At 31.5% G+C, this 15,345-nt stretch carries 15 protein-coding genes; all 15 read right to left on the minus strand.

Features of this window, described 5'->3' with window-relative positions:
* Positions 1–146: 146 nt before the first annotated feature.
* A complete protein-coding gene (locus GQR94_RS16125; protein WP_158976884.1) occupies positions 147–662 on the minus strand; it encodes a GIY-YIG nuclease family protein in 516 nt (171 codons plus the stop codon).
* Positions 663–1,216: 554 nt separating this feature from the next.
* Entirely contained in the window at positions 1,217–2,386 is a 1,170-nt protein-coding gene (locus tag GQR94_RS16130; protein WP_158976886.1) for a DUF3095 family protein, read from the minus strand.
* Between the two features lie 356 nt (positions 2,387–2,742).
* Positions 2,743–3,561 carry a hypothetical protein gene (locus tag GQR94_RS16135; protein ID WP_158976888.1) on the minus strand — a complete coding sequence of 273 codons (819 nt, stop codon included), beginning with the start codon at positions 3,559–3,561 and terminating at the stop codon, positions 2,743–2,745.
* A 218-nt stretch (positions 3,562–3,779) separates the two neighbouring features.
* The gene (locus GQR94_RS16140; RefSeq protein ID WP_158976890.1) at positions 3,780–4,454 is read right to left on the minus strand and encodes a DUF4386 domain-containing protein; all 675 of its coding nucleotides are present in this window, start codon (positions 4,452–4,454) and stop codon (positions 3,780–3,782) included.
* An 84-nt stretch (positions 4,455–4,538) separates the two neighbouring features.
* On the minus strand, positions 4,539–5,123 hold the full coding sequence (locus tag GQR94_RS16145) for a Crp/Fnr family transcriptional regulator (RefSeq protein WP_158976891.1): 585 nt from the start codon (positions 5,121–5,123) through the stop codon (positions 4,539–4,541).
* Positions 5,124–5,519: 396 nt separating this feature from the next.
* A complete protein-coding gene (locus GQR94_RS16150) occupies positions 5,520–6,740 on the minus strand; it encodes a hypothetical protein (protein ID WP_158976893.1) in 1,221 nt (406 codons plus the stop codon).
* A 120-nt stretch (positions 6,741–6,860) separates the two neighbouring features.
* Entirely contained in the window at positions 6,861–7,832 is a 972-nt protein-coding gene (locus GQR94_RS16155; RefSeq protein WP_158976895.1) for a hypothetical protein, read from the minus strand.
* A 114-nt stretch (positions 7,833–7,946) separates the two neighbouring features.
* Complete coding sequence (locus GQR94_RS16160) at positions 7,947–9,446, minus strand: hypothetical protein (RefSeq protein WP_158976897.1); 1,500 nt, start codon at positions 9,444–9,446, stop codon at positions 7,947–7,949.
* A 594-nt stretch (positions 9,447–10,040) separates the two neighbouring features.
* Positions 10,041–10,739 carry a hypothetical protein gene (locus GQR94_RS16165; protein ID WP_158976899.1) on the minus strand — a complete coding sequence of 233 codons (699 nt, stop codon included), beginning with the start codon at positions 10,737–10,739 and terminating at the stop codon, positions 10,041–10,043.
* A 207-nt stretch (positions 10,740–10,946) separates the two neighbouring features.
* Positions 10,947–11,327, minus strand: coding sequence for a hypothetical protein (locus tag GQR94_RS16170; protein WP_158976901.1), 381 nt, complete (start codon positions 11,325–11,327; stop codon positions 10,947–10,949).
* Between the two features lie 223 nt (positions 11,328–11,550).
* Positions 11,551–12,150, minus strand: coding sequence for a hypothetical protein (locus GQR94_RS16175; protein WP_158976903.1), 600 nt, complete (start codon positions 12,148–12,150; stop codon positions 11,551–11,553).
* Between the two features lie 880 nt (positions 12,151–13,030).
* On the minus strand, positions 13,031–13,465 hold the full coding sequence (locus GQR94_RS16180; protein ID WP_158976905.1) for a hypothetical protein: 435 nt from the start codon (positions 13,463–13,465) through the stop codon (positions 13,031–13,033).
* Between the two features lie 867 nt (positions 13,466–14,332).
* Complete coding sequence (locus tag GQR94_RS16185; protein ID WP_158976907.1) at positions 14,333–14,791, minus strand: hypothetical protein; 459 nt, start codon at positions 14,789–14,791, stop codon at positions 14,333–14,335.
* Positions 14,792–14,864: 73 nt separating this feature from the next.
* Positions 14,865–15,164, minus strand: a complete 300-nt coding sequence (locus GQR94_RS16190; RefSeq protein ID WP_158976909.1) for a hypothetical protein — start codon at positions 15,162–15,164, stop codon at positions 14,865–14,867.
* A 50-nt stretch (positions 15,165–15,214) separates the two neighbouring features.
* Positions 15,215–15,334 carry an integrase core domain-containing protein gene (locus GQR94_RS22960; RefSeq protein WP_158976911.1) on the minus strand — a complete coding sequence of 40 codons (120 nt, stop codon included), beginning with the start codon at positions 15,332–15,334 and terminating at the stop codon, positions 15,215–15,217.
* Between the last annotated feature and the right edge of the window lie 11 nt (positions 15,335–15,345).

The following is a 15,345-nucleotide window of genomic DNA, read 5'->3' on the forward strand; positions in this document are numbered from 1 at the left end:
CAAAAGTATACAAATATGTATAAAAAACAAAAATATAAGAATACATATATGTATTCTTTTTAAATAAAAAGTGTATGGATAAGTATGCTTATTAAAGTTAGTTTGTTAAAATCAAAGTCAGCGGTTCTTAGATACCTCCGTTTTAGTTATACATTGTTGGCTATATTTTTTTCATTCTCATCATTAGATTTTACAAAACGATATTCAAATGTATAATCTAAAGCTTCCGCAACTTTTTTTAAACTATTAATTGATATTGCTCCTGATTTCTCACTTTGTTGTATTTTGTAAACTCCTTGCCTTGTCATATCAAGTTTAGACCCAAGTGATTCCAGCGATATCTTATGTCTTTTTCTTAATGTTAAAATTTGTTCGTTTCCTGCAAAATCTTCATTTACAAATCCGAACTCGTATTTTCTGTCTTCAGAACTATTTTGGCTTATAAAATTCTTAATAGGTTCAGAGTATTCGAACCATTCTCCACTTTTCCTGAATGCTTCAAATTTTTGATGAAGTTCTCTTTCTCTATCATAATTCCCGTCAATTATTAATAAAACTTCTAATTCAAATGGACTGGATGTCTGAATAGATGGAATTCTTTGAGTCGGATCATTTGCATATCCAATTTTTATTCTATTATTTGCCTTTAAAAAATATATCATTATTTACTTTGGTGTGTTTTTTCAAATTAAAGCCAACTATTATATATTCAACATATGTTCATTATAGCTATTATAAATTTACAACACTAAGATTAGTTTCTATATCAAGAACAGCTGCCTTAAATTAATCGCTCTATCAGACCAATGCTTAGCTGTCACTATGACGTTCACCTAATGATGCATCTGTAGCATCATCCTATAAAATTACAGGACGTCTAATTCTCTTAGTCTTGTTTCCTGGTCTTGTTTCAAAATACACATTAAAACATACCGTAAACTATGTAAATTTTTGTGGGGGGAGTATTACGTTGCTACTATAGAAAATAATAGGATTTAAAACCTCACGGATTCTGCAGAATTGGAAAAAGGTTTTAAAATTTAAAGGTAGCACGGTATTACAGAGGTTCTATTTTTTAAGAAAAAGGAGAGGTACTACCTATACTCTAAACTTTTGTGCCTAAGCAGCTTGAATGATGGCGGTATTAACAAGCTAGGAATTGGGTTTGTTTTTAGTTTAGTTGTTTGCTATACCTGTTTAAAGTAGCGGGGCGTTCTTAAAGACCTTGTTTTTTATGCTGTGCTTTTTGTTTTAATACCTTTGCGGCTCTAGTATACCCACTACTACCACCATCTACAAAATGGATGTGTTTTGCATTTCTATTTTGAACATAACAAGACATGATACTTTTTTTGCTAACATAAATGCCATAAATAATTAGCTCATTTTTTTCTAAACCATCTAAATATTTAGTAAACAATTGTCTTTGTTTTGGACTGCCAGATATCACCATATTGATACGCCCATCCATTACTAAAATATCAGATAATTGCTTTAACTCATTTAAATATTTTTGACCTTGATCATTAGGTAAGTACATATATTTACCAATCATCCCACTAAACCAAACCTTTAAGAAATTTATAAGGCTAAATTTTTTATGACCAGCTTTCAGCTCTGTTTTAATCCTTTTATAATTAAATTTCAATTCTAATTTATCAATAGAAATAGGGCTTCTGCTCTGTAAGGGACCATATATTTCATCTGTTTTTTCTAAAATGTTTTGAAAGATAGAAGCTTGTTCCGACTCCTGCATGGCGTTTATTAATAATGAAACTACTTCATTTGAGTTCTCTGGAGGTGGAATTTTATTCCATCTGCATTCCATACCGTTTAAATCTAAAAGAGCCTTTTGTTTGTTTTTCACTTCAAATTCAAAATCTAGATCTCTAGATTTTATTGTTTTTTCGGCAAAGTGAAGCCCATTACCTAAAATTACAGGAATTGTATGTAGCTCATTAATGCTTGCCTTAGCAATTTTTAATTCTTGGTTGTTTTTATACGCATGAGAGACAGCTATATTTCCAACTCTTAAATCGATACCAAATTCTTTTTGAATGTTTTCTTGATGTATAATCAAAGCCTCCATAATTTCTTGAAGTAACATAGAGGGAATTAATAGCGTAGCTCCATCTCCACCAAAGAAAAAAGGAATATCTATAGTATGTTTTTTAGCGATATTTAGCGCAGCGACAATACTACCTGTGGCTATTAGATTTACTAATTCAGATAACCCTTTTTCTACAGATACCGTAGAACCTTTTATATCGGTTACTATAATATACCAATCATCCGGAATTCGTTGGAAATTGTCCGTTTTTGAAAGTAATACCGTTATGGGTTCTTTGTGATTTTTAAGCTTGGTATAAAACAAAGTGTTGTCCATAAAATTCTGATTTGAGGTCAATTTATGTAGGTAGCTTCTTTTAGTTTTAAGACTTCTTATAAGAATATTTAATTAGGAAACCTTCATTTTTATTCTTGCCAAGCACATGCTTTCTATTCTATACTTTTTTTGCAGCTAATGCTCAAAAATACACATGAATAACACTTGTAAGTTACATAAATATTTATGAGGTGAACTATGTAGCTACCATAACACATAATACGCTTTAAAACGGTGCAGAGAACTGCAGAAGTACATAAAAGAAACGCGGTAGTACAGCCGTTTCTATTTTAAAGAGTGAGGTCTTTAAGAATACGTAGGGGTTTTTTAGCTTAGCCTTTTATTGGCAGCAGTTTTTATTTATCGTAAAACTCTTTTATGATAATATTTTTGTCTTCGGTTAATTTTTTCAATTCACTTAAAATATAATATCTGTGCATAAACCCACAGAGTACTACAATTTTTTTGCCTTGTTGCTGTTCAGAAATCTGCATTATATTTTTGGCCATTGTTTGATTTCTTAAATCCCAGAAATCACCGGCCAACTGATATCCATCTCGATAACTTATTTTTTCACCATTTGGTTTCGTGTGAAAACGTGTTGCAAATTCATTTCTTTGATTCGTTATTTTTGATAGCATTGTATACTGATAATATTGTCTTTCTTCGCAAATGCTGTCCGTTGATGGGTTATTGAAATTTTCAGGAGATTTAGATGCTACTATGATTAATGGTTCTATGAGCGCTTTATATTTATTATGAATTTCAGCTTCTGTTTCGGATAATAAATCAACGTTATTTAAACTATCTATTAGTTTTGTTGTTAATCCATCTGTTGGTCGTGAGCCAATATTTATCCTATATTCATTTCTTCCTTCAAATTCATAGGGTCTCAATTTAGTGGTTGGGTATTTCGCAATATATTTTTCAGAGGCCATACGTTCATTACTATTTGAAACATCTTTGTGTTTAAAATCTGAAGTAAAAAAAGAAGTGTCTAGTTCCTCTAATATAAAATCTGGCTGAATATTTTCTAAGATATGGAAGAGAATCTCTGGGTTGAAATTAGATTCTGGTTTATGAAGTGTTCCAATAACAATTATTTCGGTAGTTTTTTCTGTTTTACAAGATAAAATTGTTGCTAAAACCAGTAATAGTAGTAGTATTTTATTCATTAGGTAATTGTTACTTAAGCTGGAGCCAAGTGTATCGTGGAGCATGCGAAAGTTTTTTACTTCCGCCCGCGCGGATAGCAAAAGCTTGTTGTTTGTATTTTCTACTAAAACTAAACCCATAAGCTTTAGCGACTTTATAAAAATAAGTAAACCTTTTGATTAAGACTGAAATCCGTGTTGTTTTTAGGTTGTGTTCTTTACAGTTTTTATTATTGACGTTATTTCATTTTCGTTTCTAATACTGATTGATTGAATCCTTTAAAAATTAACCATAGAGGAAGAGTTAATTGAATCAATGCCATTGGAAGAAGCATGTTCATACTTATACCGTGTCCGAAAATAGAAAGCAATTCTTCGATGAACATAATTAGTACAGCGAATATTCCAAAAATTGAGAGGATTCTTGGAACTAGTTTATAAAGGTACAATGTGTAGTACAAAATAAAGACAGGAAAGCAAGAAATCAAAAGATAAAAATAGTGTGTCCATCGATGCTTTTGATAAACGAAAGTCTCCAAAATTTTTAAGGAACTATCATTTCCATTTTTCACGTATTCATTACTCAATTCCAGCATAGAAACTACGCTCATATTATCAATCATGATAGCTATAAAATTTAAAATACAAAAGGCTATATATAAATATGCCAAATTGGAACTATGTCTTTTAAAAATTGGTAAAAGTATTGTTGCAATGACTATAGATACTATTCCATTGATAATTCCGAGTAAAGTAGAACTAATAATTTTGTTAGAGTTTTCTGAGGTGATAGTAATAAAGTCTTCTGAAAAAAGCACAGCACCTTGTAAAACCTGAAAAATGGTAATGCCCGATATAAAAACGAATAATAACAACACTCCTGTAATTCTACCAATTTTTTGATTTGATTTCATTTTAGCGATTTTTGATTGATTTACAAACCTAAAACTTCAATAATAGAAACAACTTCACAAATGTGAAGAAATTAAAGATTGAATTTAATTACTTAACTCATTACGTATACGACTCAAACTACCAGGGTTGATCCCTAAATAAGATGCAATATATTTTAGAGGTATATTTTGAATGATTGTGGGATGTTCTTTTTGCAGTTTTACAAACCGTTGTTGGGCAGAAAGCGTAGTATGATCTATTGCACGTTGTTTGTTTTTTTCCAACTGTTCTTGTAAAACATGCATTGTATACTTCATTTGAGTGATTCCTAGTTTTGCAGTAACATCTACATCGTCTCGTTTAATTCGGAGTAATTCACAATCGGTAATGCAATGAAGATTTTCATTTGATGGAGTTTTATGCATGAAATGATTATATGAAGTAAAGAATCGAGGCCCATCATTGACATCAGTTGTGATTTCTTGACCTTGCTCATTAGTATAAAAATTTCTCATATAACCTGAAACAATAAAGTTATGATATTCAGGTATTTTTCCGGAAGGTTCAATTATGGTGTCTTTCGTAATGGAAAAAGGTTTAAAATACTCACGACATATTTTTTGGTCAATTTCAGGAATATCTATAAGTAAACGTATATAGTTAAAAAGCACCTCAAAATTGTTACTCATTTGTAGTGTGATTTATAAGGATTAGTATTAAAAAATGACGACTGTCATAATTTTAGTATATATAAAATTCAATTCTTCGTTCGATTTTTTGAAATAACACATAACATAAAGCTAAGCGTATGTTTTCTATTATTCTCTATAAGCTTAATACTACGATTTTTTAATTTTCTAATTATTGTTTATAGCTAATGCCCCAAAATACACATTAAAAAATACATTAAACTATATAAATATTTGTGGGGGGAAGTATTAGGTAGCTAAGAAAAAATTAATGCTATTTAAAGACTTTCAGAAAACCGTAGAATTGAAAAAAAAGATTAAAAATTTTAAAGTAGTGGAGCGGTAAAGGGCTTTTTTTGAATTCAGCTAAGGCCAATTTTTTTTATAGAGTTGTGCTCATTTTTCATCTTGTATTACGATACCTCCAAATTTAGCTTCAGTTGCTATATAGCGTTTCCCTTCAATAAAGCAGAGCTTTTCCAATTCACTGCTATCTTCTTTAATTATTTGACCATCTTTTTTATACGTTATTTTTAGTCCACCAGACATTCCAATATTTGAAAACGAAAGTTCTAACCCATTCTCATCAGTAATTGTTTTAGATGCGCAGTCTCTACAAATATGTTTTGGATATCTGGGATGATACGAAACAGTTTTCTTACAATTAGCACAAAACTGTTTATAGGCTTCTGGCTTCACACTATCACGCTGGTAAAAATGATTCTCCCATTGTTGTATTTTATAATATTCATCAAAAGTAAAATCATGCTTAGCCCTTAGTCTATTGAAAAATTCCACAATAAACTTTTTTAATAATTGATTACTTTTTGAGCCATCTCGTTTTAGGTTTAAGGGAGTGTGATTTATAAACCAAGCTTTATTTGTGAGAAATTTAAAAACAAAGTCTTCAATGGTGGTAAACGATTCCTCTTTTTGGTAATTAAGAGAATTACGATCTAAGTCATACCGAAATTTCGAGTGGACTTTAAACAGTTTAAATAATGATTCTTTATAGACTAGTTTGAATATAAATTCTGAATTATAGTATTCAAGAATAAGCGCTCCTTGCCTTAGCTTTTTAACCTCATTTTCATAAAATTCCGCGAGCGTGGGCATGGAGGCAAGTTTTGATTTTCTTATTTCACGTTCTTTTTCTCTGCGGTAAAGCGATTCAAGTAAATTTTCCCTTTTTTCTTTTGTAAAAGCAATACTCTCAGAAGATGAAACTTTTTTAGCTGATTTAAGTTCAATTAATTCTTCTTTTATGCTATCTGTATTTCTTTCAGGTTCATGAACTCTAGTGGTAATTAACTTATACTTTCCATCAGTACTTATTTGTTCTTTTGTTTTATAAGAGAAATGCTTAGTCCATTCTTCAGCGGGTAAGATATTCCCTGTTTTGATATCAACTTTATATATTCTATTTGGAATACTTAGACTTCCAAATCCTGTATCCGTCCAGTTTTTTTTATTTTCATCACTCTCATTTACCACTAAAAGTCCAGATTCAAAATCTATAAATGAATGAGATATTTTCCAGCCAATTTCAGGCACTAATTCGAAGTTTCCGAATTCACTCTTTCGTTTTTTGAATAGGGTGCTTTTTAAAGTTTTCATGATTAAATATAAGGTTTAATAAAAGAAATCTGAAGGCCGGGGAGAAGCACTGCCTATCAATTAAACCCAAACCCTATTTGTACTCTAGTCCTTTTTAACAATGGTTTTCTAGTCAGCGCATTATTTTTTATAGGACTTTTCTAGATTCAATTTTAAGACGCCATCAAGCAATTCATAATGGTTTTTGATCAGTACGATACCTTCTTCATAAATAAATTCATTGTAATATTCATACACCTGATCAAATTGAAAGAGGTGACCGGTATAGGGGTCGCCCTCTTTAAAATTAATTTCAACGGTTTTACCGTTTAATGGGTTTTTAGATCTTTCTAAAACCACGACATCATTTACAAAGGTTTGTTCTGCTAGCAGTGCATCTTTATAAAAAACTTGTTGAATACCTTCTCTTTTACTGTCTTTATAATGGGTATGTACAGCTATTGAAGAATTATTCTCAATTTTTAATCCTTCTATAATTTCAGTGCTAGAACTTGGGTAAATGCCTATACCTATTAGTTTATCTCCTTTAGTGTTCCTCCAGTATACAGTATCTTTCTCTATACCAAATACGCGTGTTTTAAGGTTGTGGAAATCATATCTTGCTTTAAATTCTACTTGTTTAAGTAATCTTCCATGCGCATAATACTGCTTAAAATAGGCATCAGAATATCTACCAGAATAGATACCATCATAAATTTCTCCGTTTCTATACTCGGTCGTATAATCTATTTTACCATTTTCTAGATACGTTATAGACGGTCCGTGTAATATGCCCTTTTTATAGGTTGCGGAATTTGTTATTTTTCCCTCAGCAGTGTACCAAACTATCTTATCTTCTAAGGTTTCATTTTCTAGCTCAGAAATGTGCCCTTCCATTTGTAGCTTCCCATTGATGTAAAAATCTTGTATATGAAAAAGAGAGTCGTTTTTTTTAGTTAGAAGCCTGTAAAATTCCGCTTTTTCTTTTGTTGTCGTGTTCCAGTCTTTATCAAAGTAAATTTTGGATTGCGCATACGTATGTTGAGAAATAAAAAGATAGGATATAATAACGAGTAAGCCTTTTAAGTACTTTATAAAGCTATTTTTTTTCATTTTTTAGTAAAATTTATAGGCAATTGCTATGCTTTTATTATTAGAATTAATACAGGGTTTGTTAATGGTTGATTTTATATATCTGTTTACTGAGTGGTCAAGACCACATTTTTTTTATTTAGTAATTGTTTTTTTGATTAGTGGAATTGAATAATATAAAAATATAAAACCAGAAATAAGGAGAATTGGATGCAGGTTATCGCCAAGTTTTGTTAATATATCATTGTATACATATTTTGGAAAATATTCACTACCCGTTTTTGTTGAAAGTACCTGAAGAGAGGAAATACAAAAGAGTAATGTGTAGACTAGAGGAAGAAAACAGATGAGTCCTAGGTTGAAAAGTACACCAAAAATAAATTTGTTTTTTTTGTAGAGTATATAAGGCAGGACTATAAAACTCGTATATAAAATTAATAAGCAAATGATTTGAACGTATACTTCTTCAAAATAAGTTTTACTGTGATCTATTGGACCAATGGAAATGCTAAAAACAACAGCAGTTAGAATTAACGAGGTAATAAAGATTTTAATATTCGAAACTCGGAATATAAATACTATTATAGAATAAATAAATGCTAAATATAAATAGTAATTCCAATTGGATCGTATTTTCTTTAATAAATTGCCTTTTAGGCTATTATTAATAGGGTGGAATATACTCGTCAAGGAAAAAACATCTATATAAGGATTTTTACCTTCTACTTTTTTGCTATAGCCGGCTGTTCCATAAGTCATTAAAGCATCAGTACTATTAGGGTCTGTACCGAAAATAATATTTCTAACAACAGATTGCTCATTATATACTAGGTCAAACCACTCTTCTGCATCTATATTTCTCTTTATTTCATACTTATCTGTAAGTGAAATAAAGTCAGCCATTATTTTTTTTATTTGTTCTTCCCTGTCCTCACTATTTAAAAGTTCGTGAACAAATTTGTTCATGTTATACCTTTTTTTAAGGTGAGCATTATGATATCCTTCTGCTTGAAATTTATAATTAGTATCTGCAATAGTAGTTTTTACAGGTATTAAAACACTTGAGTAATTGTAATAATTTAATTGATATTCTTTATAACTTTTAGCTTTTGAAAGCTGATAGTTAGTGTAATTTTTGATTTCTACAATGGCTTTTTTTATGTTACCATTTTCTTTATAAATAATTTCTCCTATTTGGAAATCCTTAGTATGCGTTGTATCAAGTTTTAGATGTGGTAAGGGTTTAAAAATTAAATAATCACCAGGAATAGTATCAAAAGGATTTCTAATAACATTGGTAATGGAATCAAAAGAAATGATAGTAATTTTAGTGCTATCAGAATTTATTTTTGTTCTTACGGTACGGTTATCACTTCTGTATTTTTCATTATAGGTTTCTTCTGTTTCTTTAACGGACCAGAACCGATATTTTCTATCTTCATAATTATAGAAGTAATCTTCAGTAGCATCACTTGATATTTCCGTAGATGTTAACTTATCAAAAGGAAAGTCATAGGTACGATTGCTTAAAGAATAATAAGCTTTATCAAAATTTAAAAATACACCAGCCTTATTCACTATTTCTATGTCCTTAGCCAGCTCTTTATTGGAATAATTAGATTTAATACCACACATTAATCCAATGCTAAACGAATAGTAAAATGAGGTTAGGCAAAATGAGATAAAAAAATAACATAAAAATTGAAAGAAAATTTTTCTATTGGAAAATTGAAAGAAAGATTTGAATGATTTTTGTTTACTCATTAAAAATATCCAAAATATAAATAGTAGTAGCGATGTTAGTGCTCCTATTAGGAGTAAGTTGTTTTCATAGTACTTATGAAACTCATATTCTTGAAATACTTTTGGATCATCTGTTAACAGAAAACCGTAAATAAAATAGATCAAGTGAAAAATACCTGTTATTAGTAGTATAGGTAATAACTTAGTATTTTTTAAAGCGATATGTTTATTTTCTAAATTTTTAAAAAAGGTTTTCATCTGCAGTTGGTAAATAAGTTGATTAGAGTGAGAAAATTAAATTATTAAACTAAAACGTTTTTTGTGACTATATATTAGTAGCATCACCTAATACATTACGAAGCGTTTAATTTTTTCATTTATAAATTATATGCAAAGGGTACTGTAAATAATTTTTTTCGAGTAAATAATAGGTCTTTCGTTAGATTACAGCGTACTTAGAAATCTGTAACTTTTTTTGATTGGTATTTAACAGATCAGCAACAAACGATGTTGTCCTGTTATTTCGTTAGGTGCGCGGTGAATACACGGAAGAGATTGACTTTCGGGATGATCTACGGCTAATTTCCATAAATGGCCAATGCCTAAGTTAATAATAGGTGCTTTAGGTTTAGGTTGATAATGGAGATCAAAGAAATACTCACTTAAAAATGCTTCAAAACCTTCAGCTGCACCACCATACAGTTTTCTGAGTTCCTCCCGAATTTCAGGAACCAATACTTTTTGAATGGCTTGTGAATTGGGGATTATATCACTCGAATCACCGTGATAGGTACATAAAAAGGTATCGGTAGGGATAGGAGAACGATCTACATGAAAAGAATACACATCTGTTGGGAAAAATGGGTACGCATCATCTCTTTCATAACACTTGATTAGATTTAGTACTGGAGAAGCACCATGATTTTTTAAGGCCTGCAAATCATTTAAAAGAATTTCACGAGCAAGTTGTCCCTGATCGCTTAATTCTAGTTCACGAAGCTCTTCTTGACCAATTTCCGCTATGTTTTCGTGAAGTTCTAATTGCTTGATAATCTCAGAAAAATCGCCTACTAATTCACGAGTCCAACAAGCCGCGTTAATTTTTCCAATAAAAGGCAAGGAAATAAGGTCGTCAAAATTCGTGACACAGCGAATTTGATGCTCTGCATGAGATAAATCTATCATAATGGTTTATAAAAATTGTATCCTAAATGTAGGGCATAAAATAAGCAATTACTTTCGGTTTATTACTTAGGTACCTATAAATATATTGCTTCTATCTTTTCCGCTATAAATATCAAGATTTTATAATTGGCGGTCTTTGTAAATAGCACTGAACTTTCGTAAACCACCGAACGCCCTATTTGCTATATACCGTGTTAGCAGCTTTTATTAATTATCAAGTTCTCGATAGAAAGCAAAGAGATTTTGGTAATGTTCCTTTGTTTTCAATCCCATAATTGATTTTAGATACTCTTTAGGTTCCTTTTTTTGTTCCATTATCGTTACTAAAAAATCTGTGTATAGGTAATTGGTTACCGTTGACTCAGCTATTTCAAAAGCATTTTCCACTGCGTTCATAAATTGAATTGCTTCTTCACACTCACCATCTTGTACAAACTGTGTTAATTGCTTCGCAAGTTTTGTCATAATTCCACAGTTCTCGAATCCATCTTCATCAAGGTCAATATCTTTAAGAAGGTATAGTTGTTTGACTTTAGGAAATTGATTTTCTAAAGCGGTATAAAATTCAAATGCTGTCTGTTTTGCCATTCCTTGAATTGCTGCGAACTGTCTCGGCCATGATTAGTACGGAAATAAATAAGCGATTAATTTCCGATTAAGCACTTAGCCAAATCTTTTAAATTTGTTTTAATTTTTCTCTTTAAATACCAAATCAAAAGATTTGGCGACTTTGCAAATAAACAATGACCTTTCGGTTAAACACTAATCGCCCAATTTGCTATATATTGTGTTGTGCTTAGTACTTTTTTTATTATTTCGCTATAATTTGATATGGTATTTCAGGAAAACCATAAAGGATTGCTTTCTCTTCGGTAATTTCTTTAATACCAATTAGAGTTCTTCTTTTTCCATTGTCATAAACTGAAGCGAAATAAGTTCCTTGCAGATTTTCTAATACTAATTTTTGCCCTTCTCTGTTTAGTTCATTATTAATTTCTTTTATTGATTTGCTGTCAAGTTCTGTATTAAAAACGAAAGGAATTTTCTCATTATTCCACTCAGCTTTGAATTCAAGTTTTTGTATTTTATTTGCAGTTAATTCGGTTTCAGTAGGTGTAATTCTTTCGTAATCTATTCCATATTCAGTGTCCTCTATTTTAGATTCCGCTTCACTAATAACAGTATGGGTTTTTCCCATTCTATAAATTCTTATCCGATTGTCATTTATAAACTCATATTTGGATTCAATTAGTTTTTCATTCCATTCAGAAGTTTTTTTCACTAATTTATCTCCGCTTTTTTTCTCTAAATCAAAGTGAATAATTTGGTCATTCTTGAATTCAATGAATTCAGGAGGTCCATAATCATCTCCTGTTTTTACCATTAACCAAGTTCCATTAAGACTTTTCATTTTTCTATTTTTCTGATGATTTTTCATTATGCACAACGTTGTTGTGTATGGTTAGTTTCGTGTTTCAGTAACTAATTTAGTAAACAAAAACCGAATAGAAAATCCGCTAGGATTTTCGTAAGTAGGCTAAAATTAGCAATAAATTATATACGTTGTGTGTGCCCAGCATGGGCATCTTTTGATTTACTGAAAGGTAAATAATTAATCTAGAGGGTGCAAGTCCCTTATGGGCAGGTGTAACGCCTTGAACCATTAGTAAGCTGCAAGGTTGCTAGTTGTGAAGCTAGGACTGAAGGAAGCAGGACTACAAAACTCGGTACTGACGAACACTTTTTTGTGCTGTTTTACGTAGTAAAACCAAATGTCTGGTAGACATTTGAACAAATAAAGCGGTGATGTGGCTGGGAGATATGAGGCATAATTATCTGGGTAAGCAACCACATCATTGTAACGCCCTAAAGATTACCAAAATGATAGTTATGTAGATACGGCAGGGATCGAGAGAAAGAAGATGTTCTTACCTGGGGAGATCTCTACAACCACGAGTTGGTATAGTAGAGAAGTCAGCAGAGGTCATAGTACTCACGAGAAACGAGTTGCAGCATATCTGCATAGGTCTCACAAGTGAGGAAGGACTGAAAGTAATCCTTTCTGAAATGCCAGATGGAGCATTAATTTTCGTTATTGGGTGACCGATTCCCTAGAAAATTTGTAGCCATTTGATAAAGTAAGAAATAGTTTTGATTGGAGTAAAGAGCAATTGGAAAGATGGGTTACTAACCGCCGTATACGAGACCCGTATGTACGGTGGTGTGAGAGGCGCACTCCGTTCCTAATTAGGGGCGGAGCCGTCTACTCGATTAGCAAATGTTTTTTCATTTCACGGAGTTGTTATCATTCCAGTAAATAAATATTTTTCGTCAGATTTATCAAACATATAAATTATGCTTGATGATTCATTTCCGAACGATTTTTCGAAATTGTAAGTTATTCTAATAATGGAATCCGTTTTGTAATTTGAATATTCCATTCCTTTTAGAAGTTCAGCGTTATACAATTTTTCAAGATGTTTTTTAAATATCAATTCGCTAGATTGTAATTTTTCATTCTCCGATGAAATACAGTCAATACATTTAATTGAGTCGATTGAATTATCCAATAAATACATTAAATCTTTATTCTCAATTCCTATTTTGAATTTTTCCCAAATTGTATTTTTTTCAGTCAAGTTATTAGATTCCCGCTTACAGGAGAACACTAAGAATGTAAATATTATTAGAATTGAAAATTGGTAATTTACTGTTTTCAGTTTCATTTGGAGTTTTTTGACTAATATTTGCTAACGGTTTTGTATATGATTTGTTGCGTGGTTAAGCACGTAATTTAGCAAATAAAAATCGAATAGAAAATCCGCGAGGATTTTCGTAAGTAGGCTAGAACTAGCAATAAATTATATACGGTGTGTGTGCCCAGCATGGGCATCTTTTGATTTACTGAAAGGTAAATAATTAATCTAGAGGGTGCAAGTCCCTTATGGGCAGGTGTAACGCCCTGAAGCATTAGTAAGCTGCAAGGTTGCTAGTTGTGAGACTAGGACTAAAGGAAGCAGGACTACAAAACTCGGTACTGACGAACACTTTTTTGTGCTGTTTTACGTAGTAAAACCAAATGTCTGGTAGACATTTGAACAAATAAAGCGGTGATGTGGCTGGGAGATATGAGGCATAATTATCTGGGTAAGCAACCACATCATTGTAATGCCCTAAAGAGTACAAAAATGGTAGTTATGTAGATACGGCAGGGATCGAGAGAAAGAAGATGTTCTTACCTGGGGAGGTCTCTACAACCACGAGTTGGTATAGTAGAGAAGTCAGCAGAGGTCATAGTACTCACGAGAAACGAGTTGCAGCATATCTGCATAGGTCTCACAAGTGAGGAAGGACTGAAAGTAATCCTTTCTGAAATGCCAGATGGAGCATTAATTTTCGTTATTGGGTGACCGATTCCCTAGAAAATTTGTAGCCATTTGATAAAGTAAGAAATAGTTTTGATTGGTGTAAAGAGCAATTGGAAAGATGGGTTACTAACCGCCGTATACGAGACCCGTATGTACGGTGGTGTGAGAGGCGCACTCCGTTCCTAATTAGGGGCGGAGCCGTCTACTCGATTGGTTTTAGTTTTTTTATATAACTTCAAATTCTACTTTTCTAATTGCAGAAGTAGGAGCACTTATGGTAATTTTAACATTATCAATTATTGTGGTTGTCTTATGAATATTGTAATTTGTTTTAACCCAATGAACTATGTTTGAAGATATCACACCTTTATTAACCATTGAAGAAGCAAATTGTATAACTATATCTTGTTCAGTAAAATCAGGATCAATTTTTACACTAATCATAAAATAACTTACATTTTTTGAATCGGGGCTGATTGCTTTAACGTTGAAATCTCCTCCGCCTCCTTTTTGCTTCCATTGCCATTCGTTAGGTTCAGTCTTTGTAAGTTTAAAACCAAGTTTTGATTCAAAACCATAGCTTATTTCTTCTATAGAAAGTTCTGGTATGAAATTATTTTTTTCATTATAACAAGAATAGATAAATAAAGAAAGTGTAAATAGTAATGTTTTTCTATATTTCATTTAATATTGTTTTTTGTAACTATTTTTTAATGTTCGTTAAGGGACATGGTTTACACAAGTTAAAGATTAGACTTTACACTAAATTAGTTTCTAACCTTGTTGATTGTTGTTTATTTCTAAGATGTTTTTCATCAAAGTAACCTAAAAATACATTTCTATAAAACACTTTCCAAATTCCATTGCCAAGTTCTTCAATTGCAACGTGTTTACCTTTTAAAGCAGCGGATACATATACCCAATAATAAGATTTCCATCTCACAGCTCCACTTTCTGTTACTTTGAGTATTTTATACTTCGTGTCATACTCAAAGTTGGGTATTCTTTCGGGGAAGGGTCTAGTAGAGAAATTATGTATATCAGCAGGTGTTTTCATATCTAAGGCTTCATGTGGTCTTACGTTATTATATTGTTTTACAAAGTGATTTAAACGTTTTGTTGGGCTTTTAAATCATATGCTGAAGGCTTAGCACAAGCAGCCTTTAAATCACGATGCATGCGTTCATGTCTTCCGTTTTGTTGTGGACTAGCAGGATCAGAAAACACAGGACTAATAC

Origin of the sequence: Cellulophaga sp. L1A9, assembly GCF_009797025.1 — a bacterium.
Lineage (GTDB): Bacteria > Bacteroidota > Bacteroidia > Flavobacteriales > Flavobacteriaceae > Cellulophaga.